Origin of the sequence: Curtobacterium poinsettiae (assembly GCF_047226435.1) — a bacterium.
Lineage (GTDB): Bacteria > Actinomycetota > Actinomycetes > Actinomycetales > Microbacteriaceae > Curtobacterium > Curtobacterium poinsettiae.
Window position 1 is genome coordinate 3,087,737 of record NZ_CP178434.1, and the last position, 21,073, is coordinate 3,108,809.

The following is a 21,073-nucleotide window of genomic DNA, read 5'->3' on the forward strand; positions in this document are numbered from 1 at the left end:
TGGAACGCGGCCGCGGGTGGGAGAGACTCCTCTTTCGTGACACCGTCCGGGAGTTGTCAGGGTTCGTGACGTCAGGAGAACTGATGTCAAGAGAACTGATGGCACACGGACAGCATCTGCCGCGAGCAAGCCTAGCAGAGGAGCACCGTGAGCGACACCCCGATCGACGACACCGGCATCGACGCCGCCAGGGACATCGCGGAGGTGCCGGCGGTCGAACTCATCAACACCGTTGCGGTGCACCTGCTCAGTGCCGCGGCCGTGAAGGTCGGCCTGGCCGACGACCCGCAGCAGCAGACCGACCTGGACGAGGCACGGAAGCTCATCACCGCGCTGGCCGGTCTGGTCACCGCCGCCGCGACCGAGATCGGCGACCACCACGCCCGCCCGCTCCGCGACGGGCTGCGGTCGCTGCAGCTCGCCTTCCGCGAGGCGTCGGCGATCCCGGACGCGATCGGCGCCGGGCCGGGCGAGAAGTACACGGGACCCGTCAACTAGACGGGCGTCACCCGGTGACGGACAGGAGGCCCGTGGCGGTGTCGCCACGGGCCTCCTGTTCGTTCGTGGGTCGCGGTCAGGACCCGCTGTCGCCGACCAGGCGCGCGACGGCCGCCAGCGGGATGCCGACCCAGTCGGGTCGGTTGCGGGTCTCGTAGACGACCTCGTAGACCGCCTTGTCGAGCTCGAAGGCGTCGAGCAGCGCACTGTGGCCGGCGAGGTCCGCGCCGGTGCCGCGCTGGTAGCCGTCGAGGAAGCGCGCTCGCGCCTCGGCTGCCCAGGCTGACGCGTCGACCGGCTCGGCGTCGTGCGCCAGGGCACCGGCGACGTAGTCGAACGAGCGGAGCATGCCCGCGACGTCGCGCAGGGTGACGTCCGGCAGCGACCGTTCGTCGAGGGGGCGGAGCGGTTCGCCCTCGAAGTCGAGGAAGACCCACCCGCGGGGATCCGGAGCCGCCAGGACCTGCCCGAGGTGCAGGTCGCCGTGGATGCGCTGCAGGTCCGGCCAGATCGCGTCGGCTGCCCGGGCGTAGACCGCACGGATCGCGTCGGCGTGGTCGGCGACGGCGGGGGCCTCGCGGGCGGCGGTGTCGAGTCGGGTGTGCATCGTGGCGACTGCGGTGGCGCGTCGTGACCCGTCGGCCGGCTCGGTCGGCAGCGCTCCGGCCAGGGTGCGGTGCACGTCGGCGAGCGCGGTGCCGAGCTGCTCGGCTCGGTCCCCGAACGGCGTGCCGGCCTGGGCTTCCTGCAGGGCGACGCGCCAGGCGTCGTCGAGCCCGGGCAGGAACTCCTGGGCGAAGGCGAGGTGGCCGGTCGCGGCGCCGTCCGGGCGGCCGACGTCGGGCCAGTCGGCGCGGAGGGCCCCGTAGACCCGGGGCACGCGGGTGCTGCCCGCCGCGGTGAGGGCGAGCTGCGTGGTCACGTCGGGGTTGTCGCCGTGGTGCAGCACGCGGAAGACCTTGATGATGACGCGATCGCCGGACTCCGTGTCGCAGATGACCGAGGTGTTGGACTGCTCGCCCGTCAGGACGCGGGCCGCGGTGACCCGGCCGATCGGGCTGAGGCACTCCGGCGCAGCGTCGATGCGTGCGGCGAGCGCCGACACCCACGCGAGGTCGGTGGTGGCGTCGACGACCGTGCCGTCGGGGCCGCTCGTGATCGGTGCCTGGTAGAGCACGGGGACCGCGGGGGCCTCGTCGAGCACCAGGCGGGTCCCGTCGTCGGTCGAGATGGTGCGGAGACGCGGCACGGACCCCTTCGAGGCGTACCAGCGACGGTCGGCGATCCAGGACTCGAGGTCGTGGTCGCTCGGCGTGCGGGTGTCGGGGGCGGTGGTGTCGGGGGCGCTGGGTGCTCCGTCGCTCATGCAGCGGAACCTACGCGCCGGGGGCTGGCGAGGTGCCGAGTCCTCGGCGCGACGGCGGGCGGCGTGCCCTTTACAACGATGTACCGAACCGGGAACATGGAGGTATGAGCACGCTCGACGGCACCGTGGCCGCACCTGACTCCGCTTCCGCCCCCGGCCTCCCCCTCGCTTCGCGGCAGGACGGCACGTACCCCCGGCCGCAGATGCTCCGCACCGCCTGGGCCGACCTCGACGGCACGTGGTCGTTCCGGAACGACGGCGACGACGACGCCTGGCGCACCGGCTTCACCGACGCCCGGGACATCGTCGTCCCGTTCCCGCCCGAGTCCCCGGCCTCGGGCATCGACGAGCCCGGATTCCACCCCGTGGTCTGGTACTCCCGTGCGATCACCCGCTCGGAGCTCGACGCCGCCGGGTTCGGCACCGGCGCGCCTCGACTCGTGCTGCACTTCGGTGCCGTCGACCACCGTGCCCGCGTCTGGGTCGACGGGCAGTTCATCGGCGAGCACGAGGGCGGCCACACGCCGTTCTCCTTCGACGTGACCGAGGCGCTGGTCACGGACCCCGACGCCGTGCACACCCTGGTGGTCCGCGCCGAGGACGACCCGCACGACCTGACCCAGCCGCGCGGCAAGCAGGACTGGCACGAGGACCCGCACGCGATCTGGTACCGCCGCACCACCGGGATCTGGCAGACGGTCTGGCTCGAGGCCGTGCCGACCGTCTCGATCGCGTCCCTGCGCTGGACGAACGTCGACCACGCGACCATGCGCCTGACGGTCCGGCTCGACGGGCACCGCACCGGCGGCGAGCGCCTGCGCGTCGAGGCCCGCTGGGACGAACGCGACGAGCACCTCGCCACGATCGAGACCACCGTCGGCGAGACCGGGGACGAGTTCGACGTGGTCGTCCCGATCGCGCGGCAGACGAACGGGCAGGCCGAGGACGAGCTGCACTGGACCCCGGACGCCCCACGCCTGGTCGACGCGACGGTCTCGCTGCTCCCCCGTACCGGGGCGACGCCGTTCGACGCCGTCGCCAGCTACTTCGGGATCCGGACGGTCGGGGTCGACGGCGGCGCGTTCCTGCTCAACGGCCGACGCCACGAGGTCCGCAGCGTCCTGAACCAGGGCTACTGGCCCGAATCGCACATCGCCGCCCCGTCCCGCCGGGCACTCCGCCGCGAGGTCGAACTCATCAAGGAGCTCGGCTTCAACGCAGCCCGCAACCACCAGAAGATCGAGGACCCGCGGTTCCTGTACTGGGCCGACCGACTCGGACTCATGGTGTGGGGCGAGGCCCCCGGCGCCTACGCGTTCTCCCCCCGCGCCGTGCAGCGACTGGTGCGTGAGTGGATGGACGCCGTCGAGCGTGACGCCTCGCACCCGTCGATCGTCACGTGGGTGCCCGTCAACGAGAGCTGGGGTGTGCAGCACATCGCCACCGACCCGGCCCAGCAGGCCTACGCCCGGGCCCTCGCCGACGTCACGCGGGCACTCGACCCGACGCGTCCGGTGATCTCGAACGACGGGTGGGAGCACACGAACTCCGACATCGTCACGATCCACGACTACGAGGGTGACGGACCCCGGCTCGCAGCGACCTACGCGGACGAGACCGCACGGACCCGGCTGCTCGGTGGGATCGGCCCGGCGGACCGCCGCATCCTGGTCGGTGGCGCCGAGGACCTCGGCCAGCCGGTCATGCTCACCGAGTTCGGCGGCGTGAACTACCAGCCGGGCGTCCAGCGCGAGGACGGCTGGGGGTACACGTCGGCCACGGACGGCGACGACTGGGTCTCCCGCATCACCGCGCTGTACGACGCGGTCCGTGCGAGCTCGTTCCTCGCCGGGTCCTGCTGGACGCAGCTCACCGACACCGTGCAGGAGACGAACGGCCTGCTCAACGCAGACCGTTCCCCGAAGGTCCCGATCGAGCAGATCCGTCGCGCGGTCACGGAGCGCTAGCCGGGAGGCCCACACCCCCTGAGCAGCGGTGGTCACCTCCGGCAGACGGACCCGACCACCGCTGCTCACGACGCACACGGGTCGCCTCGCGCCGGGCGGGTGGCGACCCGCGATGCGGGGCGCGGCCCACGGTCTGGGAGGATCGGGCGGGTGACGAACGTGGCCGAAGCGAGCCGGGCCTCCAGGCGGGGGTTCCGCAACCTGCTGACCGGACGGCACAGCGCGTGGACCGCGCCGCTGCTGCTCTGGATGGGCTCCCGGGTGGTGAGCACCGTGCTGCTGGCGACCGTGTACCTGCTGGCGACCGCGAACGGCTGGCCGTTCGCCTCGTACCGACGCGACCCGTCGTTCTTCACGTTCTCGGGGTCGTGGGACGCCTCGTTCTACCGGATCATCGCCGAGCACGGGTACCCGGAGACGCTGCCCGTCGACGACGCCGGGCACGTCCTGCCGAACGCGTGGGCGTTCCTGCCCGTGTTCCCCACGGTCGTGCGGATCCTGATGACGCTGACCGGCGCCTCGTTCTGGGTCGCCGGAGTCGTCGTCGCCTCGATCGCCGGAGCCGGCGCGTGCGTGCTGCTGTACCGGCTGGTGCTCGCCGTCGGCAGCGCACACCGTGCCCGCTGGGCGACCGCGCTGTTCGCGTTCGCGCCGACGGGCTTCCTGCTGCAGGTCGCCTACGCCGAGAGCCTGCTGCTCGTGCTGCTGTTCGGCGCACTGCTGGCCCTGGTGCGGCGACGGTACTGGCTGATCGCGCCGCTCGGTGTCGTGGCCGCGTTCACGAAGCCCGGGGTCCTGGCGCTGGCACTGGCACTGGCCGTGCACCTGGTGGTGCGGTGGGTCGGAGCGCGCCGGTCCGGGCGAGCCGCCGAGGTGTTCCCGTGGCGCGATCGGATCGCGATCGTGGTGACCGGCCTGGTCGTCGCGGCTGCGGGCCTGGCGTGGCCCGTCATCGCGACCGCCGTGACGGGGCGGCCGGACGCCTACCTGGACACCGAGTTGTCGTGGTGGGTGGGGTTCGTCGGCCGGCAGCACTTCGCGCCGCTGACGCCGTGGTTCATCATGGCGTCGACGTGGCTCGGGCCGCTCGGCATCGGGCTCGTCGTGGTGGTGCTCGCCGGCGCCGTGTGGTTCATCTCGCGCAGGAGCACCCGGGCCCTGGGCACCGACGTGCTCGCGTTCACGGCCTCGTACGGGCTGTACCTGGTGGCCGTGTTCCTGCCGCAGCAGTCGTTGCCGCGGTTGCTCATGCCGATGGCGCCGCTGCTCGGGTCGGACGTGTTCGTGGGGACACGGCGGCGGGCGGTGACGTGGCTCGTCGTCGGGGTGTGCCTGCAGCCGGTCGCGATCGTGCTGCTCTGGTTCCTCGGGTACCCCTGAGCGGGCCTGTCCGTCGGCTCTGCAAGACACCGGTGTTCGCCGGTTGAACACGCGCAGACCGCGGCGCGACGCGCGAACACCGGTGTCGTGCGGGCCTGGACAGCGCTACGCGTCGAACGTGTGGAACCAGGCCGTCCCACCGGGATGCTGCACCGTGATCATCTCGTCGAGGTCGCGGTACGGGCCGTCCTGGTTGTGGCTCGCCGACTTGATGCGGATGGTGCCGTCGGACTCGGTGAAGACCTCGGACACGATGGTGGTGTGGTCCGGTGAGCCGTTGGCGTTCCAGTCGAAGAACACGATGTCGCCGACCTGCACCTTGTCGCGCTCGTCCGACGAGCGCCGGGTCAGACCGAACTCGGCCGCGTTGGTCTCGAGCCACGGGTCCATGGTGGGGCAGTAGGTCCACGTCGCACTGTGCTCGGCGCCGGCCGCGCGGTTGTACCAGTCGGACCGCTGCTTCCAGCCGCGGGCGATGAGCGTCTGGTTGACGTAGTTCGCGCAGTCGCCGCCGATCGGGTTCATGGTGCCGTACTCGGCGAGGTTGTAGTCCTTCCAGTACCGCATCGCGTAGGCGAGCTGCCGGTCGACGTCGGTCAGTGCGGCGTACGCGAGGGTGGTCGTCGCGACGGCGCTGCCCACGTCCGGTGTGGGGGCGGCGGTCGGTGTGGGCGTGGTGGTCGCGGTGTCCTGGGTGGCGCCGCTCTGCCCGTCGTTCGCGGCGCTGCCGTTGCCGTCCGAGGACTGGTTGGCGGACGGGCTCGGCTCGATCGCCGACGTGAAGAGCGCGACGTCGGCGTCACCGGCGGTGTACATCGCCTGGTGCGGGGCCGTGAAGGTCACCTTCGACGCGGTCGCCTCGACGTCGCGCGCAGCGACACCACCGACGGTGACGCCCTTGACCGCGGCGAGCCCGGTCCCCGTGACGGTGACCGTGACGCCACCGGCGAGCGGGACCTGCGCCGGGGCGAGGGCCTTCGCGACGGGCTTCGTCGCGGGGGTGGACGTCGTCCCGCCCCCGCCGCCGGAGCTGCCCCGGCCGCTGCCGCCGTCGCCGCCCTTGTCGCTGCCGGAGGAGCACGCCGCAACGGCGAACCCGATCCCGGCGACGCCGGCGAGGGACAGGAGTGCGCGGCGGTTCATCGAGGCAGTCATGACACGACCAGCGTAAGCGACACCTCCGTCGTTCCGACACGGCATGATCATCTCCGGGGACGAGCGTCCTCCGTGTCCCAGCGGACCCGTTCGGAAGGAACACACACATGCCCGAGAGCCACGACTTCTTCGTCGCCACCGACCCCGAGACCGCCCGTGCCCAGGTGCGCGACGCGCTCGCCCACGAGGGCTACACCGTCGACGACGCCGAACAGGGTGCGCTCCGCGCGACCCGCGGCAGCCTCGGCCTGACGCTGCTCATCGGCGGCATGGCGAACGACCGCACGTTCCACACCCGCCTGGACGTGCAGATCATGATCGCCCCGGACGGCCGCACCGTCGCCCGACTGCTGCGCGGATCCGGCAAGTCCGCGATCAAGGGCGGCGCGCTCGGCGTCTCGCGCGGCAACCGCGCCTTCGAGCAGGCCGCGAACGCGATCCACACCACCTTCGCGCAGTCCGGCGTGCTGACCGAGAGCATCGCGGGCTGACGATCGGGCGGTGGCGATGGGTCTGACGCGACCCTCGGACGGACGGGAGGCCCGTTGCCAGCTGGCACCGGGCCTCCCGTCTGTCAGGTCAGGTCAGGTCAGGTCAGGTCAGGTCGATCAGGTGCAGGAGACGTTGCGGTCGATGGTGCCGGAGCCGTAGGGCACCTCGACCTGGACCATGGCGATGGTGCCGCCGGGAAGCGGCGTGCCGGAGCACGCCTTCCGTGCCTTCGTCACCGTGCTCTTGCCGAGCGCGATCCAGTTCGAGCGGCCGTACAGCGGGCTGTTCGCCTTGACGGTGCCGGCGATGGTCTTCCACTGTGACCCGGTCGAGTACAGGCCGATCCGCTTCACGCCGGCGGTCTTGAGCCCGACGATCATGCCCTGCATCGCCGCACGGTTCTGCGCGGTGTCGCGCTGGTACGACAGACCCGTCTCGACGTCGATCCACCAGCGGTAGGCGGACGGGTTCGGGACCCCACGGCTCTGGACGTCGTCGTACCCGCGGGCGTAGCCGTACATGAACGAGCAGGCCAGGGTGAGCTGCTTCTTGCCGCTCTTGGTCACGCACGTGCCGAACGGGTTGGTGGGCACCGTGCCCTGGTAGCTGTTCGACGTCGGCCAGACCGAGGCCTGGAGCCCCGGGTTGGCGAACAGCGCGTACAGCTGGGTCTTCGGCTGGGCCGAACCGCCGACGGACTTCGATGCCCAGTCGAGCTGTTCGGCGAGGCACGGGTTCGTGGTGTTGCCGAGGGACTCGTTGACCCCGACGATGCCGAACGCCTGGTCGGTCGGCACCTGGCTGCCACACTGCGGCCAGGAGATGTCGACCCCCAGCGGTGTGACCGCCGCGGACGCACCCGAGGACGGTCCGGCGACCGCGATGCCGGCGGCCACCACCACCGTGGTCGCGATGGTCGCGACGAGACGACTGATACGGAACATGCTCTCCCCCTGGTCGGGCCCGGTGGGCCGGCGACGCCCCTGCGGCGCACCGGGAGTCTAGGGCGATGCGTTGGACAACACACCACCCCGGTGCGTGAACTGTGTCGAACGATCCCCGTTGCTCGGCCTGTGGAGGAAGGTCTCACCGCACGCGCGCAGCAACGACAGAACGGCCCGGAACCTGTCGGTTCCGGGCCGTTCTCGTGGTTGCCACGTGGTGGAGCTAAGGGGATTCGAACCCCTGACCTTCTCATTGCGAACGAGACGCGCTACCAACTGCGCCATAGCCCCAAGTGCTCGACCACACTAGCACCCTCGTTCGGCCCAGCCGAAATCGCGCGTGGCCCGTCGGGCGTGCCGCGGGTCAGACCGCGCGGCGCCGTCGCATGATCGCGTCGAGGTCGGCCTGCTGGTACGCATCGTCGTCGAGGACGCCCATGCCGGCCCACTTGCTCGGCGGCCCGGCAGGCTCGTCGGTGGGAGCAGGAGCGGCTGGAGCACGAGCGCCGGGGGCAAGGCCGGCGGACGCGGCCGGGGCCCGGAGCCCGAGCCGCTCGGCGAGACGCCCCTGGTCGTGCGCGGACAGCGACGCCGCCGCCTCTTCGAGCTCGGGACGCATCCGGGACACGGTGGCGAGCGACGGGTCCGACTCGCCCGCACGGATCGCCGCAGCTTCGGCCTCGGCTTCCGCCTTGGCCGCGGCGACGCGCTCCTTCAACCGGGCGGCGAGCTCGGCCGACGACTCGGGCGACGCGGCCGGCGCGGCCGGTCGCTCCACGTAGAGGGGCTTCGGCACGTGGTTCGGGGTCCACGAGCGGTCCTGCGTGGGCACAGCGGGCTGTTCCGTCGACAGGGGCGGCGCTGGGTCGGTCCACGCGGTGGACTGCCGGGAGGCGCGGATCGCGCCCGTCTCGGCGGCCGCGAGACGCTGCTTCCGCGCCGTCGCCACCTGGTGCAGCTGGGCCAGGACCGCTGCGGACCCACCGGCGGCGACGAGGCCGGCGACACCGACGAGCCAGAGCGACGGCGATGCGATGAAGACCACGAGGGCGATGACGATGCCGAGCGTGCCGAACAGGGTCGCTCCGAGCCGGGAACGGCGCATCCGCATCGCGGTCAGGGCCGGCACGGCGGATGCCCGCTCGAGCACCGGGGCCTGCTCGGCGAGGCGGCGGGTGATCTCACGCTGCCGCGCGGCCTCGTGGGCCCGGACGATGGCGGTGCGCTTGGCCTCTTCGGACCGGGCGACGCGCTGCGCCTGGGCCAGGGACTTCGCGTTCATCTCGATGCGGACCTCGTCCGGCAGCTCGGCGGTCTGCGCGAGGATCCGGAGGGTCTGCTGCAGCCGGATGGCGTTCCGCTCGGTGGCCAGGTACTGGCGACGAGCGGCCCACGACGGCATCAGGTAGACGAGCCAGAGGACGGCCGCGACGAGCAGGACGATGCCGCCACCCCACGAGCCGATTCCTGCCATGCGAACACGGTAGGGGCGGCGGTTCCCCGGCCCCGTCATTGCCGGACGCGTGTTGCGCGTGTCGGGGCGGAATCCGTGGGAGGTGCGCCGCGCCTCCAGGCCCGTCAGGTGCAGCGCGTCAGATGCGCGGCGTCGTGTCCAGCGGCATCGCGGCCTCGTCGCGAGCGGCGAGCGGCACGGTCCCCACGCCCGGGGGCACCTGCCCCTGGACCCAGCGCTCGAGGACGCCACCGCGGACTTCTTCGGCCACCAGTGCGAAGCAGAAGTGGTCGCGCCAGTCCCCGTTGATGTGGATGTAGCGGCGACGGAGCCCCTCGTACCGGAAGCCGAGCTTCTCGACGACCCGCAGGCTCGGGGCGTTCTCCGGCCGGATGCAGATCTCGATCCGGTGCACGCCGAGCGACCGGAAGCAGTGGTCGACGGCGAGGGCGACGGAGATCGGCGTCACGTTGTGGCCGGCGGCGTCCTCGACGACCCAGTAGCCGATCGAGGCGCTCGCGAGCGAGCCGTACGAGATGCCGGAGACGTTGAGCTGCCCGACGAAGCGGCCGTCGAGCTCCATCGCGAACGGCAGACCGAGTCCCGCGCGGGCGTTGGCCTGGAGCGCGCGGATGCTGCCACGGACGTCGGTGGAGACGTGTCCGGAGGGGTTCGTGGCCTCCCAGGTGCGGAGCCACGAACGGTTCGTCGCGAGTGCCGCGTCGAGGTCGCGGGTGTCGCGGAGCCGGAGGGGCCGGATGGTGACCCGCCCGTGGGACAGGGTCGGGATCGTCGTCATCGCTGGGTTCCTCCGGGGTCCCGCCCCGGTGCGGGACGGGGTGTCCCGCCCGGGTCCGTGATCACCGGACCCGAGCGGGATGGCCGACTATTCGCCCGCGTTGAACTCCTTCAGCCACGACTTGAGGTCGGGGCCGAGGTCATCGCGGTCCGAGGCGAGCTGCACGATCGCCTTGATGTAGTCGAGTTTGTCACCCGTGTCGTACCGGCGTCCACGGAACACGACGCCGTACACGCCGCCGGTCCACTCTTCGGCGCTCGCCATCTTCATGAGCGCGTCGGTCAGCTGGATCTCGCCGCCCTTGCCCGGCTCCTGCTTCTCGAGGACGTCGAAGACCTCGGGACGGATGACGTAGCGGCCGATGATGGCCAGGTTCGAGGGCGCTTCGCCCTGCGGGGGCTTCTCGACGAGGCCGGTGATCTTCACCACGTCGTCGGTCTCGGTCGGCTCGACCGTGGCGATGCCGTACAGGTGCGTCTGCGACTCGGGGACCTCGAGCAGGGCCACGATGGTGGCGTTCTTCTCGCCCTGGACCTCGATCATGCGCTGGAGCAGCGGGTCACGGGCGTCGATGATGTCGTCACCGAGGAGCACGGCGAACGGCTCGCGGCCGACGTGCATCTTCGCGCGGAGCACCGCGTGGCCGAGGCCGAGCGGGTCACCCTGGCGCACGTAGTGCATGTCGGCGAGGTCCGTCGACTGGTTCACCTTCTGCAGCTTCTCGTGGTCGCCCTTCTTGCGGAGGGTCTCCTCGAGCTCCGACACGTGGTCGAAGTGGTTCTCGAGCGCGTTCTTGTTGCGCCCGGTGATCATCAGCACGTCGGTCAGCCCGGCACCGACAGCCTCTTCCACCACGTACTGGATGGCCGGCTTGTCGACGACGGGGAGCATCTCCTTCGGCATCGCCTTGGTCGCGGGGAGGAAGCGGGTACCCAGCCCTGCGGCCGGGATCACCGCCTTCGAAATCTGGAAGCCCATGGTCAGACCGTATCCGATCCCCCTTTCGAGGGCATGTCGTCGCTCCGGGGGACACGGGAGTGCGCGCGTTCCCGGCGGGAAGCCGCAACGACACCCCTCGGTAGACTCCTCGGCATGATCGCCGATCTCGGGAACGAGAAGCGCGCCCTGCGAGCCGAACTCCGGCAGCGGCGGCGCACCCGGACCACGACCGAACGCGACGCGGACACCGAGACCCTGACCGCGACCCTGCAGCGCTTCGTCGAGGAGCGCCAGGTGACGTCCATCGCCCTGTACCTGTCCGCGCCGGACGAGCCGAACGTCCGGCCGTTCCTGAACTGGGCCTTCGAGCAGGGCATCCGCGTGCTGCTGCCCGTCACCCGCGAGGACGGCCTGCTCGACTGGGCCGTGGGCGACGGTGAGAGCGAGACCGAGAGCCTGCTCGGCCTGCCCGAGGTCGTCGGCGAGGTCCTGTCACCGCTCGCGATCAACGACGTCGACGCGATCCTGGCCCCCGCGGCGGCGGTGGGACACGACGGCGTCCGCATGGGCTGGGGGCGCGGCTACTACGACAAGACCCTCGGGTCCATGGCGAACCGCCCGCCCGTCTATGCTGTGATCTTCGACGCGGAGTACCTCGACGAGGTCCCGCGCGAACCCCACGACGAACCCGTCGACGGCATCATCACGCCGTCACGCATCATCACGTTCCGGAGCTGATGTGCCCACCTACTCGTACCGCTGCACCGAGTGCGACAACGCGTTCGACATCAAGCAGTCGTTCTCCGACGCCACCCTGACGGAGTGCCCGGTCTGCGGCGGCGTCCTGCGCAAGGTGTTCTCCCCCGTCGGCGTGACCTTCAACGGCGGTGGCTTCTACCGCACCGACTCCCGCCCGGCGCCAAAGGCCGAGGGGTCGTCGAGCGCCCCTGCGAAGTCGGAGCCGAAGAAGTCCGAGCCGGCGAAGAAGCCCGAGTCGAAGCCGAGCAGCTCGAAGTCCGCCGCATCCTGACGCGGTCTGCGCTCTCCGGATACATTGGGCGCGTCGCCACTCGGCGGCCGTCCTCGACCCGGAAGGAGACCCTCGCATGAAGGGCTTCAAGGAGTTCCTGCTCCGCGGCAACGTCATCGACCTGGCCGTGGCAGTCGTCATCGGTGCGGCGTTCACCGCGATCGTCAGCACGATCGTCAGCGCCCTGATCAACCCGCTCATCGGTGCGGTGTTCAACGCCTCGAGCCTGGACAAGGCGCTCGTCTGGAGCATCCCGACGGTGTCCGGCGGCAGCGCCGACATCCTCTTCGGCGCGATCATCGGCGCAGTCATCAACTTCGTCATCGTCGCCGCGGTCGTGTACTTCGCGCTCGTCGTACCCGTGAACCACCTGAAGAAGGTGGCGTTCGAGCGCGTCAAGAACGACGAGGAGCAGACCCCGCAGGACGTGCCCCCGACCGACGTCGAAGTGCTGCTCGAGATCCGCGACCTGCTCCGCCCGCAGAACGGTGGCGTCGCGAGCACGGGGGCGCACATCGCCCCGTCGAACGCTCCCGAGGGGCCCGGCATCGGCGGCTCGACGAAGCTCTAGCCCCGGCGCACGACCGCGCTCGGACCCGCAAGACACCGGTGTTCCCGCTCTGCACACCCGCAAACCGCGGTGCGCAGCGTGAACACCGGTGTTTTGCGCTGGAGGGGGGGTCAGGCGGCGGAGACAGCCCGGCGCTTCGCGAACATCGCGACGGCGTACTGGGCGCCGGCGAGGACGTGCCCCGCGGTGCCGAGGTAGACGAAGACCAGGGCCACGACCCGGACCCACGGCGCGTTCTCGTCGACGGTGTGCACCGCGGAGAACAGCAGCACCGGCAGCCCGACGAACAGCAGTGCCGAGCGGATCTTGCCCGTCCACGTGACGTCGAGGTCCGGGTTGCCGTGGAACAGCACGCTCGACAGGACGACGAGCACCAGGTCGACGAGCACGACGACGGCCACCACCCACCAGGGCAGCAGGCCGACGAGCACCAGGGACAGCACGATCGCGATGATCGCCAGACGGTCGGCGACGGGGTCGATCGCCTTGCCGAGCTTCGAGCCCTGGTCGAACTTCCGGGCGATGAAGCCGTCCGCCCAGTCGCTCACGCCGATCACGACGAGGGCGACGAGCGCCCACCCCGGGTGGCCGGCGACGACGAGGCCGATGAACACCGGGATCAGCACGAGGCGGAACAGCGTGATCAGGTTCGGCCAGGTCTGCCAGTCGGGGCGCTGCCGCGCGGTGTCAGTCATCACGGGCCAGGGTACCGGTTACCAGTGCGGCGGGACGTCGCGCCGGAGCTGGTCGTCGTTCTCACCGTCGCGGTGTCGCGCCGGCTCCGGCGGCGGCGCCGGGTCGTAGCCCGCCACCGGCTGGGTGGTGACGCGCCTGCGGCGCCGCACCGGGCCTCCCGACGGGTCGTCCGTGTCAGGTTGCGGGACCGCTGATCCGGGAGGCGCGGCTGACGACACGTCGTCGGCCCGCGTCCACGTGCCCACCAGCTGGTCCGTCTCCGGCGTCACCGGACCGGCGGGCCGCGAGGCCCGGCGGCTCATCGGCGGGCGGGGCCGACCGTGGACACGCGGGGATCGAGATCCTGCGTGCTCACCGGCGGGCGGGGATCGGTGGGATCGAGATCTCCTGCGTGGCACCGCGGTCGACCCCGAGCACGGACGCGACGGTGTCGGCGACGCGGTCCGGGTCGGAGAACAGCTGGAACGCGTGCACGCGCACGTAGTGCCAGCCGAGACGACGGAGCACCTCGGGGCGCAGGCGCAGGGACTCGCGCAGCGACCCCTTCACCAGTGACGCGTCGGTCTCGATGGTGACGCACACCCCGCCGTGCGCGGCGACGAGGCCGAGCTTGCCACGGTGGCCGAGCGCGACCGGGATGCCGCGCATCTCGAGGCGACGGGCCAGGTCGACGAGCAACGGGTCGGAGTCGTCCGGCACGTACTCGGCGGTCGTGCGGGCGCGCACCTCGGCCAGGATCTCGGCGAGGGCGATGGTGCCGTGGCCCATGCGCTCGGCCTCGATGTCGGACGGCTGGAAGCACGTGACGATGACCATCGAGCGACGGGCACGGGTCATCGCGACCGCGAGCAGCCGCTCGCCGCCGGGCTTGCCGAGCGGACCGAAGTCGCGCAGCACGCGGCCGTGCGGGGTGCGGCCGTAGCCGATGGAGAACACGACACGGTCGCGGCTCTGCGCCACCGACTGCTCGAGCGTCGCCACGATGAACGGTTCGGCGCGGTCGCCGATGACGAACTCGGTCAGGTCCTTGTGGCCCTGGGCGGCGGTCAGCACGGCCTGCTCGACCCGCACGGCGTGCTTCGCCGACGCGGTGATGACCATGAGCGACTCGGTCGGACGGGTGCGGGCGTGGTCGATGACGAGCCGGACCACGCGGTCCACCTCGGCGTCGACGCTCTCGACGGCACCGGACTCGGGGTCGGGGACGGCCTTGCCGTCGCTGACGTAGTCGAGCGCGATCGAGCCGTGGCCCAGGAACGAGCCGGCCCACGGCAGGGACTCGATCTTCCCGCCGTAGAAGCGACGGTTCACGAGCTCCGCCAGGTCCTCGCCGCCGGCGCGGTACGACCGCGACAGCGACAGGGTGGGCAGCAGGGTGGAGAGCTTCGCGAGTGCGGAGTCGGCGTGGAACGCGTCGAGCGTGCCCTCGTCGACCTGCAGCGCCCGGTGCTCGGGGTCCACGGCGATGCGGAACGGCGACGGCGTCTGGGTGACGGGGTCACCGAACACGACGGTCTGGCGGGCACGACGGACGGCACCGACGGTCTCGGCGATCGTCACGGCACCGGCGTCGACCAGGATCACGGTGTCGAACGGCATCGTGTCGGCGATCTGCGGCACCTCGTACGGGCTCGCGAGCCAGACGGGGGCGATCGACCGGGACAGGTGCGGTGCGGAGTCCTGCAGCAGGCGCGAGGTGATCGCGCCGTCACGCAGCTGCGTCTTGAGCGCCGTCGCTTCTTCGGGCCAGTCGACAAGACCGACCTTCCAGTTCTCGGCGAGCTGCCACGCCAGGCCCTGGGAGACCCCGGCCGCGTGGGCGTCGTCCACCAGGCGGAAGTCGGCCTCGACCCGGTCGAGCATGTCGGTGTTCGCGCCGAGCAGGGCCCGGTCGGACTCGAGCATGGTCTCGAGGGCGGACTGCCACCAGGCGAGCTCGAGCTCGGCCGGCACCTGCACGTCCGGCACGTGCCGGTTCGCCAGGTCGGTGATGAGCGGTTCGAGCTGCAGGTCACGCAGGGTCTGCATGAGCTCGGTGCGCTCCTGCAGGTTGTGCAGGACGTCGGACTCGGCGGCGAGCTCGGCGATGGTCGGGACGAGCTGGTCGACCGGGGTGTTCGCGAGCTGGCGGTCGCGCTCGGTGCGGCCCAGCGGCTCGTCGAGACGCGCGAGGTCCTCGGCGACGTTCGAGAACAGCACCTGCACATCGGCGATGCCGGTCGGCACCTCGGGGTTCACGCCGGCGGCGACGTAGCGCTGCCAGAGCACGCGCTGCTGCTGGACGCGGGTCAACGCCTCGTGCAGGTCGGACACGTGCACGCCCGGTCGGACGTACTCACGTGCGAGCTTCTTCAGCCGCCGACGGTTCGTGGACGACATCGGGGCGCCCTCGCCGCGGGGGGCGGTGGCGGCCACGAGCTCGGACACCGAGCGGTCGAACACCACCGGCAAGAAGCGGTCGAGCGTGTCGCGGATCTCGGTGAGCAGGCGCAGGTAGATGCCGAGCTCGTTGATCGTCGTGAACTGGCGCATGTGCGTCGTGCTCACCAGGTCGTGGGCGCGGCGGAGCAGGGTCGGCAGGCCGTCGGCGTCCAGGTCCTTCGCGATGCGGTGCGCACGCTGCGCCCCGTCGCTCGAGGAGAACTTCGCGCCGTACCAGGGCGAGTCATCGGGGCCGTAGCGGAACTCGCCGAGGTTCGCGGCGCTGACCATCGTCTCGGCGACGCGCGACCGGCCGTCGACCATCGAGGCCACGGACTGCTTCGACAGCCGGGCGGTCGTCGACGGGGCGACGGGCAGCAGCGACAGGCGCGACAGCTCCACCAGGCAGTCGAGCACCGAGACGCCGAAGTCGGGGTCCTTGCGGGTGAGTGAGCCGCGGTAGTCCTTCAGCACCTTGCGCAGGCGGACCAGGGCGTCGTCGACCTCGCGGAGGTTCGGCCGCGTGGCCTTCTCGTTGCGGGCGATGGCACGGACGACGTCGCGGCGCAGGGTCGACGGTGTGACGGCGACCCCGGGCAGCTGGACCTCGCCGAAGCGTGCGGCGATGCCCCGCAGGGTGGCGCGGCGCGGGCTCACGACGAGGACGCGCTTGTTCGCCGCGACCAGGCCGCCCAGGGCGTTCACGATGGTCTGGGTGCCTCCGGTGCCCGGCAGGGTCTTCACGACGATGGAGTTGCCGGCCGTGATCTGGGCGATCACGTTCTCCTGCTCGTCGTCGGCGTCGAGCAGCAGCGTGTCGGTCTCGGGGCTGCGCTCGTCCGACGGGGTCTGCTCGACAGGGTGGTAGGACTGCTCGACCTGCCACTTCGCGCTCGGGTTGCCTGCCAGGGCGTCCAGCACGGGGTGCGACAGGTCGCCGGTGTCCTCGACCATGCCGGTCGCGACCTCGGCGAAGGCGGACACCACGAGTCGGGCGTGCACCGAGAAGCCCGGGATGTGCGCGGTCAGCCCACGCAGCCGGTCGATGACGGGGTTCGGTGTGAACGAGCCGTCCTGCTGTGCGAGGGCCACGAAGGACTGCGCGTCGAGGATCACCCCGAACTGCTCGTGGAGGGCGTCGGCGAGGCCCGGGTTGAGCACCGGCTCGCCGAGCAGGCGCACCTCGAAGTCGCGTCCGTGCCGACGGATCGCCAGCGGTCGCAGGAGCACGGGGCCGCGGAACTGCTCGTCGCCGTGCTTCCAGTCGGCCATGCCGATGCCGAGCTTCACGGCGTCGATGCCGCGCACGGTGGCGAGCTCGGTGCCCTTCGCCTCAACGTGTCCGGCGGCCACGCGGGCGGCACGGAGCGCCACCTCGTCGCGGATCAGGCTGGACAGCAGGGTCGTCTTGCCGGTGATGAACTGCGCGAGACCACCGGGGTGGGTGGTCGACAGCTCGATGCGGGCGCGCGGGTGGTCGCTGAAGTGCGTGAGCGGGCTGGTGCCACCGACCCCGGTCAGCTGGGTGCGCCAGCCGTCCCACGTCGGTTCCGCCGCGTTGCCCGCCTGCAACCGCGGGTCGCCCAGGCTGATCGCCTGCGGGCTCGTCATCTGCAGCTCCGGGCGGAGCATGCGGTCCGGCTCGTCGTCGGTCCGTTCCTGGTCCACGTCCTGCTGCTCGTCTCGATCGTCGTCGGAGCGCGCGCGGGCACCCTCGACGGGGACGTCGTCGTTCACGTCGTCCTCACCGTCGGTCACCCTGTCCGCTCGCCACACATCCGACACTGTAGGCGGAACCGGACGGCCTCTCTGGCAATGAACCGAGGTTTCGGGGTTTCCGCATCGACGCGGCACGCGTCCGAGCGAGGCGTTCGTCCCCTCTGGTGTGGTACCAACGGGGCATGGCCATCGACGACCGCACCGCTCCGTCCGCCCCTACGCCGAACCGGCGTCGATCGGTCCCCGCCGAGATCTCACGCTCGTGGCTGCTGGTCTCCGGCACCGCGACCGATCGGTTCGACAAGTCCCAGCGGTCCCGCGCCGACCAGATCATCCTGGACATCGAGGACGCCGTCGACCCCGCCGCGAAGCCCTCGGCACGGCAGGGCGTCGCCGCCTGGCTGGCCGGCGGTGGCGAGGCCTGGGTGCGCATCAACGACGTCACGACGGACTTCTGGGCCGACGACGTCGAGGAGCTCCGTGGCCTGCCCGGGCTGCAGGGCGTCATGCTCGCCAAGACCGAGTCCCCCGCCCAGGTCACCGACACCTGGCACCGGCTCGGCGGCCAGACGCCGGTGATCGCCCTGGTCGAGTCGGCGCTCGGCATCGAGGAGTCCGTGTCGATCGCCAAGGCGCAGGGTGCGTTCCGCCTGGCCTTCGGGTCCGGCGACTACCGCCGCGACACCGGGACGAGCGCCGACACCCTCGCGATGGCGTACCCGCGGTCGAAGCTCGTCGTCGCCTCGCGCGTCGGCGACCTGCCCGGCCCGATCGACGGCCCCACGGTCGGGTCGTCGCACCCGATCCTCCGCGAGCAGTCGCAGGTCGCCGTGTCGCTCGGCCTCACCGGGAAGCTCTGCCTGGACACCGAGCAGCTCCCCGTCATCAACGAGGTCATCTCCCCCACCCCGACCGACGTCGCCTGGGCACAGGACTTCCTGGACGACTTCGAGGCCCGCGGCCGGGTCATCCGCGACGGTTCCGACCTGCCCCGACTCGGTCGGGCGCAGAAGATCCAGCGGCTCGCACAGGCGTTCGGGGTCGAGGCGCGGTAGGACTGCACGCATGACCTGGTCCAACGTCCCCGGCCCTCCGCAGCAGCCCTCCTCCGCCCCCACGGACGCGCAGCGCGCGGCGTGGGAGCGCGGCGGCACCACGTTGTTCCCGCCGGCGAAGCTCGCCGACCGGATCTCGACGGTCCTGCTCCTGGTGTTCGGTGCCGTGATGACCGCGATCACGGCGGTCGTCGGCATCATCGCGGTCGCCTCGGCCACGACGTCGTGCGACGCCTCGGCCGGGTGCTCGCCCGGCGGGTACTTCGGTGGCGCCGCCATCGCGGTCGGTGGCGCGTTCGTCATCGGGGTCGCCACGATCGTGCTGTCGATCGGCGCCTGGATCCGCCGCAAGCCGTCGTGGTGGATCGCCGCGATCGGCTTCGTGCTCGCGATCGTCGTCATCGCCTGGGGCGGCGTCGTGTTCGCGAACGCCGTCGACAGCGGTTCCGCCGCGTCGTCGGTGTCCGCCACCGCCTGACCGACACCACCCTTCCGACAGGACACGCGTCGATTGACGCGTGTCCTGTCGGAGAACGCGTGTGCGTTCCGGCCTGGAGGCGCGAAGGCGGGGCCGCTACGCGCCTCCCGTCCGCCTGTCGGTCACGGTCACGGCGTGACCACCTGGGCGTGCGGGCGCACCCCCGGCGCATGCTGGGCCGATGAAGCAACGAGTCATCGGAGACGTGTCCGTCAGTGCCATCGGTCTGGGCGGGATGCCCATGTCGATCGAGGGCCGACCGGACGAGCGTCAGTCCATCGCCACGATCCACGCAGCGCTCGAGAACGGTGTCACGCTCATCGACACCGCCGACGCCTACCACCTCGGCGGCCACGACGAGGTGGGGCACAACGAGGAGCTCATCGCGCGGGCCGTCCGGGAGTACCACGACGACACCTCGGCCGTGCTCATCGCGACGAAGGGCGGACACCTGCGCCCCGAAGCCGGCAACTGGACCCAGAACGGGCACCCGGAGTACCTGAAGGAGGCGGCGAAGGCGTCGGCGAAGCGGCTCGGCGTCGAGCAGATCGGCCTGTACCAGTTCCACCGTCCCGACCCCGCGGTGCCCTACGCCGACTCGATCGGGGCGCTCGCCGAGCTGCTCGACGAGGGCGTCATCCGGATGGCGGGCATCTCGAACGCCGACCCGGACCAGATCCGCACCGCGAACGAGGTGCTCGGCGGACGCCTGGCCTCGGTGCAGAACCAGTACTCGCCGAAGTTCCGCTCGAGCGAGCCGGAGCTCGAACTGTGCGACGAGCTCGGCATCGCGTTCCTGCCGTGGAGCCCCCTCGGCGGCATCGGGAGTGCGGCGGACCTCGGCACGGCGTTCGAGGACTTCGCCTACATCGCCCGCGACCGTGGCGTCACCCCGCAGGTCATCGCCCTGGCGTGGGAGCTGCAGAAGAGCGACGTCGTCGTCCCGATCCCCGGGGCGTCGCGCCCGCAGTCGATCCTGAACTCGATCACCGCGCCGACCGTGCGGCTGCGACCGGAGGACGTCGCACGGCTCGACGCGTCGCAGGCCGCGGCCGCCTGACCCGTCCCCCTGGGATGCACGACGCCCCGCCGCTCCTTCGCAGGAGGGCGGGGCGTCGTCGTGTGTGGTGCGCGGTGGCGGTCAGCTCTTGGCGGGGCAGACGGCCGAAACCTGGTCGAGCGTGCTCTGCACGTCGGACTGGGCCTTCTTGACCTCGGTCGAGTCCTCTGCCGAACCGGACTCGATGGCCGAGCTGTAGCGCTTGGCCGCGCCCGAGAACTCCTCGAACGTGTCGTGCACCTGCTCGTTCGAGACCTTCGTCAGCGCCGAGTCGATGCGCTGGACGAACTCGCCGATGAGCGCCCCGCGGGCCTTCACGTCGGACGGAGCCGTGTTGGCCCCCTGCTCCTTGAGGAACGACGCGAGTTCGTTCTCGAGCAGGGAGCAGGCCTCCTGCTTGCTCTGCGCGGGTGCCGCCGCCGCGGTCTTCGACGCCGAGGGCGCACTGGACGCCCCCGAGTCACCGCCGGACGAGTTGCCACCGTTGCCACCGTCACCGCCGGAGCAACCGGCGAGCAGCGTGAGTGCGAGGCCGGCGGTGGCCAGCGCGGTGAGGGTGCGGCGCATCAGGAGTTGCACTCCTTCTGGAACGCGTTGCCGGCGTCCTGCACCTTGGTGCTGGACTTCGTCAGGCCCGAGACGTCGGCCGACTTCGGGTCCTCGGCGATGTCCTCGATGTCGTCGACCAGGTCGCCGTAGGCCTCTTCGAAGGCGTCGCCCTTGGCCTTCAGGTCGTCGTCCGACAGGTCGTCGACGCCGTCGGAGATCTTCGCGTCGAGCTCCTTGAGCTTCGTGACGGCGGCGTCCGGGTCGGACTGCAGGTTCGCGGCCTCGGACTGCACGCCCTCGGCAGCGGACTTGACGGTCTTCTCGAACTGGGTGCACTGCTCGGCCTTGGACGGCCCGGTGGAGCAACCGGCGAGCAGCGTGAGTGCGAGGCCGGCGGTGGCCAGCGCGATGAGCTTCTTGGGCATGGTGGAGGGTCCCCCTCGATCCGTCCGCACTCCCCCGGATGAGGTGCAGATCCATGATTGAGCGTACAGGGAAGAT

The 21,073-nt window shown here is 71.3% G+C and carries 20 protein-coding genes and 1 tRNA gene; 10 read left to right on the forward strand and 11 right to left on the reverse strand.

Annotation, left to right across the window (positions count from 1 at the left end):
* Positions 1-147: 147 nt before the first annotated feature.
* A complete protein-coding gene (locus ACL00U_RS14520) occupies positions 148-498 on the forward strand; it encodes a DUF1844 domain-containing protein (RefSeq protein WP_017887978.1) in 351 nt (116 codons plus the stop codon).
* 76 nt (positions 499-574) lie between these two features.
* Here ACL00U_RS14520 and ACL00U_RS14525 read toward each other — a convergent pair whose 3' ends face one another.
* Positions 575-1,864: a phosphotransferase gene (locus ACL00U_RS14525; RefSeq protein WP_042540041.1), complete on the reverse strand. Its 1,290-nt coding sequence runs from the start codon at positions 1,862-1,864 to the stop codon at positions 575-577.
* 104 nt (positions 1,865-1,968) lie between these two features.
* Here ACL00U_RS14525 and ACL00U_RS14530 point away from each other — a divergent pair, with 104 nt between their 5' ends.
* Positions 1,969-3,831 (forward strand): glycoside hydrolase family 2 protein, encoded by a 1,863-nt coding sequence (locus ACL00U_RS14530; RefSeq protein ID WP_412873555.1) that lies wholly within the window; start codon positions 1,969-1,971, stop codon positions 3,829-3,831.
* Positions 3,832-3,981: 150 nt separating this feature from the next.
* Positions 3,982-5,211: a hypothetical protein gene (locus tag ACL00U_RS14535; RefSeq protein ID WP_017887981.1), complete on the forward strand. Its 1,230-nt coding sequence runs from the start codon at positions 3,982-3,984 to the stop codon at positions 5,209-5,211.
* 105 nt (positions 5,212-5,316) lie between these two features.
* Here the strand turns inward: ACL00U_RS14535 and ACL00U_RS14540 are convergent, their stop codons facing one another.
* Positions 5,317-6,366, reverse strand: coding sequence for an amidase domain-containing protein (locus ACL00U_RS14540; protein ID WP_194590069.1), 1,050 nt, complete (start codon positions 6,364-6,366; stop codon positions 5,317-5,319).
* 107 nt (positions 6,367-6,473) lie between these two features.
* Here ACL00U_RS14540 and ACL00U_RS14545 point away from each other — a divergent pair, with 107 nt between their 5' ends.
* The gene (locus tag ACL00U_RS14545; RefSeq protein WP_017887983.1) at positions 6,474-6,857 is read left to right on the forward strand and encodes a hypothetical protein; all 384 of its coding nucleotides are present in this window, start codon (positions 6,474-6,476) and stop codon (positions 6,855-6,857) included.
* A 117-nt stretch (positions 6,858-6,974) separates the two neighbouring features.
* On the opposite strand, the gene ACL00U_RS14550 is transcribed toward ACL00U_RS14545, so the two are convergent.
* From ACL00U_RS14550 to galU, 5 genes are all read right to left on the reverse strand, one after another.
* Entirely contained in the window at positions 6,975-7,802 is an 828-nt protein-coding gene (locus tag ACL00U_RS14550) for a hypothetical protein (protein ID WP_017887984.1), read from the reverse strand.
* Between the two features lie 215 nt (positions 7,803-8,017).
* Positions 8,018-8,093: transfer RNA gene (locus ACL00U_RS14555), tRNA-Ala, on the reverse strand.
* A gap of 73 nt (positions 8,094-8,166) precedes the next feature.
* Positions 8,167-9,276 (reverse strand): hypothetical protein, encoded by a 1,110-nt coding sequence (locus ACL00U_RS14560; protein WP_412873556.1) that lies wholly within the window; start codon positions 9,274-9,276, stop codon positions 8,167-8,169.
* Between the two features lie 118 nt (positions 9,277-9,394).
* On the reverse strand, positions 9,395-10,054 hold the full coding sequence (locus tag ACL00U_RS14565) for a GNAT family N-acetyltransferase (RefSeq protein WP_017887986.1): 660 nt from the start codon (positions 10,052-10,054) through the stop codon (positions 9,395-9,397).
* Between the two features lie 87 nt (positions 10,055-10,141).
* Positions 10,142-11,032 carry a UTP--glucose-1-phosphate uridylyltransferase GalU gene (galU, locus tag ACL00U_RS14570; protein ID WP_017887987.1) on the reverse strand — a complete coding sequence of 297 codons (891 nt, stop codon included), beginning with the start codon at positions 11,030-11,032 and terminating at the stop codon, positions 10,142-10,144.
* Between the two features lie 114 nt (positions 11,033-11,146).
* On the opposite strand from galU, the gene ACL00U_RS14575 reads away from it, so the two are divergent.
* The 3 genes from ACL00U_RS14575 (at position 11,147) to mscL (ending at position 12,594) form a co-directional block, all read left to right on the forward strand.
* Entirely contained in the window at positions 11,147-11,731 is a 585-nt protein-coding gene (locus ACL00U_RS14575; RefSeq protein WP_017887988.1) for a 5-formyltetrahydrofolate cyclo-ligase, read from the forward strand.
* 1 nt (position 11,732) lies between these two features.
* Positions 11,733-12,023, forward strand: coding sequence for an FmdB family zinc ribbon protein (locus ACL00U_RS14580; RefSeq protein ID WP_071250341.1), 291 nt, complete (start codon positions 11,733-11,735; stop codon positions 12,021-12,023).
* A gap of 76 nt (positions 12,024-12,099) precedes the next feature.
* The gene (gene mscL / locus ACL00U_RS14585) at positions 12,100-12,594 is read left to right on the forward strand and encodes a large conductance mechanosensitive channel protein MscL (protein ID WP_412873557.1); all 495 of its coding nucleotides are present in this window, start codon (positions 12,100-12,102) and stop codon (positions 12,592-12,594) included.
* Positions 12,595-12,704: 110 nt separating this feature from the next.
* Here the strand turns inward: mscL and ACL00U_RS14590 are convergent, their stop codons facing one another.
* Both ACL00U_RS14590 and ACL00U_RS14595 read right to left on the reverse strand, forming a co-directional pair.
* Positions 12,705-13,289 carry a CDP-alcohol phosphatidyltransferase family protein gene (locus tag ACL00U_RS14590; RefSeq protein WP_042540049.1) on the reverse strand — a complete coding sequence of 195 codons (585 nt, stop codon included), beginning with the start codon at positions 13,287-13,289 and terminating at the stop codon, positions 12,705-12,707.
* 352 nt (positions 13,290-13,641) lie between these two features.
* Positions 13,642-17,469, reverse strand: coding sequence for an AAA family ATPase (locus tag ACL00U_RS14595; protein ID WP_412873558.1), 3,828 nt, complete (start codon positions 17,467-17,469; stop codon positions 13,642-13,644).
* A gap of 143 nt (positions 17,470-17,612) precedes the next feature.
* On the opposite strand from ACL00U_RS14595, the gene ACL00U_RS14600 reads away from it, so the two are divergent.
* The 3 genes from ACL00U_RS14600 to ACL00U_RS14610 all read left to right on the forward strand — a co-directional run bounded on the left by ACL00U_RS14600 (position 17,613) and on the right by ACL00U_RS14610 (position 20,023).
* The gene (locus tag ACL00U_RS14600; protein ID WP_017887994.1) at positions 17,613-18,485 is read left to right on the forward strand and encodes an HpcH/HpaI aldolase/citrate lyase family protein; all 873 of its coding nucleotides are present in this window, start codon (positions 17,613-17,615) and stop codon (positions 18,483-18,485) included.
* Positions 18,486-18,495: 10 nt separating this feature from the next.
* Positions 18,496-18,963, forward strand: coding sequence for a DUF6264 family protein (locus ACL00U_RS14605; RefSeq protein ID WP_017887995.1), 468 nt, complete (start codon positions 18,496-18,498; stop codon positions 18,961-18,963).
* Between the two features lie 181 nt (positions 18,964-19,144).
* A complete protein-coding gene (locus ACL00U_RS14610) occupies positions 19,145-20,023 on the forward strand; it encodes an aldo/keto reductase (protein WP_031260190.1) in 879 nt (292 codons plus the stop codon).
* Between the two features lie 81 nt (positions 20,024-20,104).
* On the opposite strand, the gene ACL00U_RS14615 is transcribed toward ACL00U_RS14610, so the two are convergent.
* On the reverse strand, positions 20,105-20,590 hold the full coding sequence (locus ACL00U_RS14615) for a hypothetical protein (protein ID WP_071250337.1): 486 nt from the start codon (positions 20,588-20,590) through the stop codon (positions 20,105-20,107).
* On the reverse strand, positions 20,590-20,997 hold the full coding sequence (locus ACL00U_RS14620) for a hypothetical protein (RefSeq protein WP_017887998.1): 408 nt from the start codon (positions 20,995-20,997) through the stop codon (positions 20,590-20,592). The genes ACL00U_RS14615 and ACL00U_RS14620 overlap by 1 nt, the downstream gene beginning before the upstream one ends.
* Positions 20,998-21,073 lie beyond the last annotated feature (76 nt).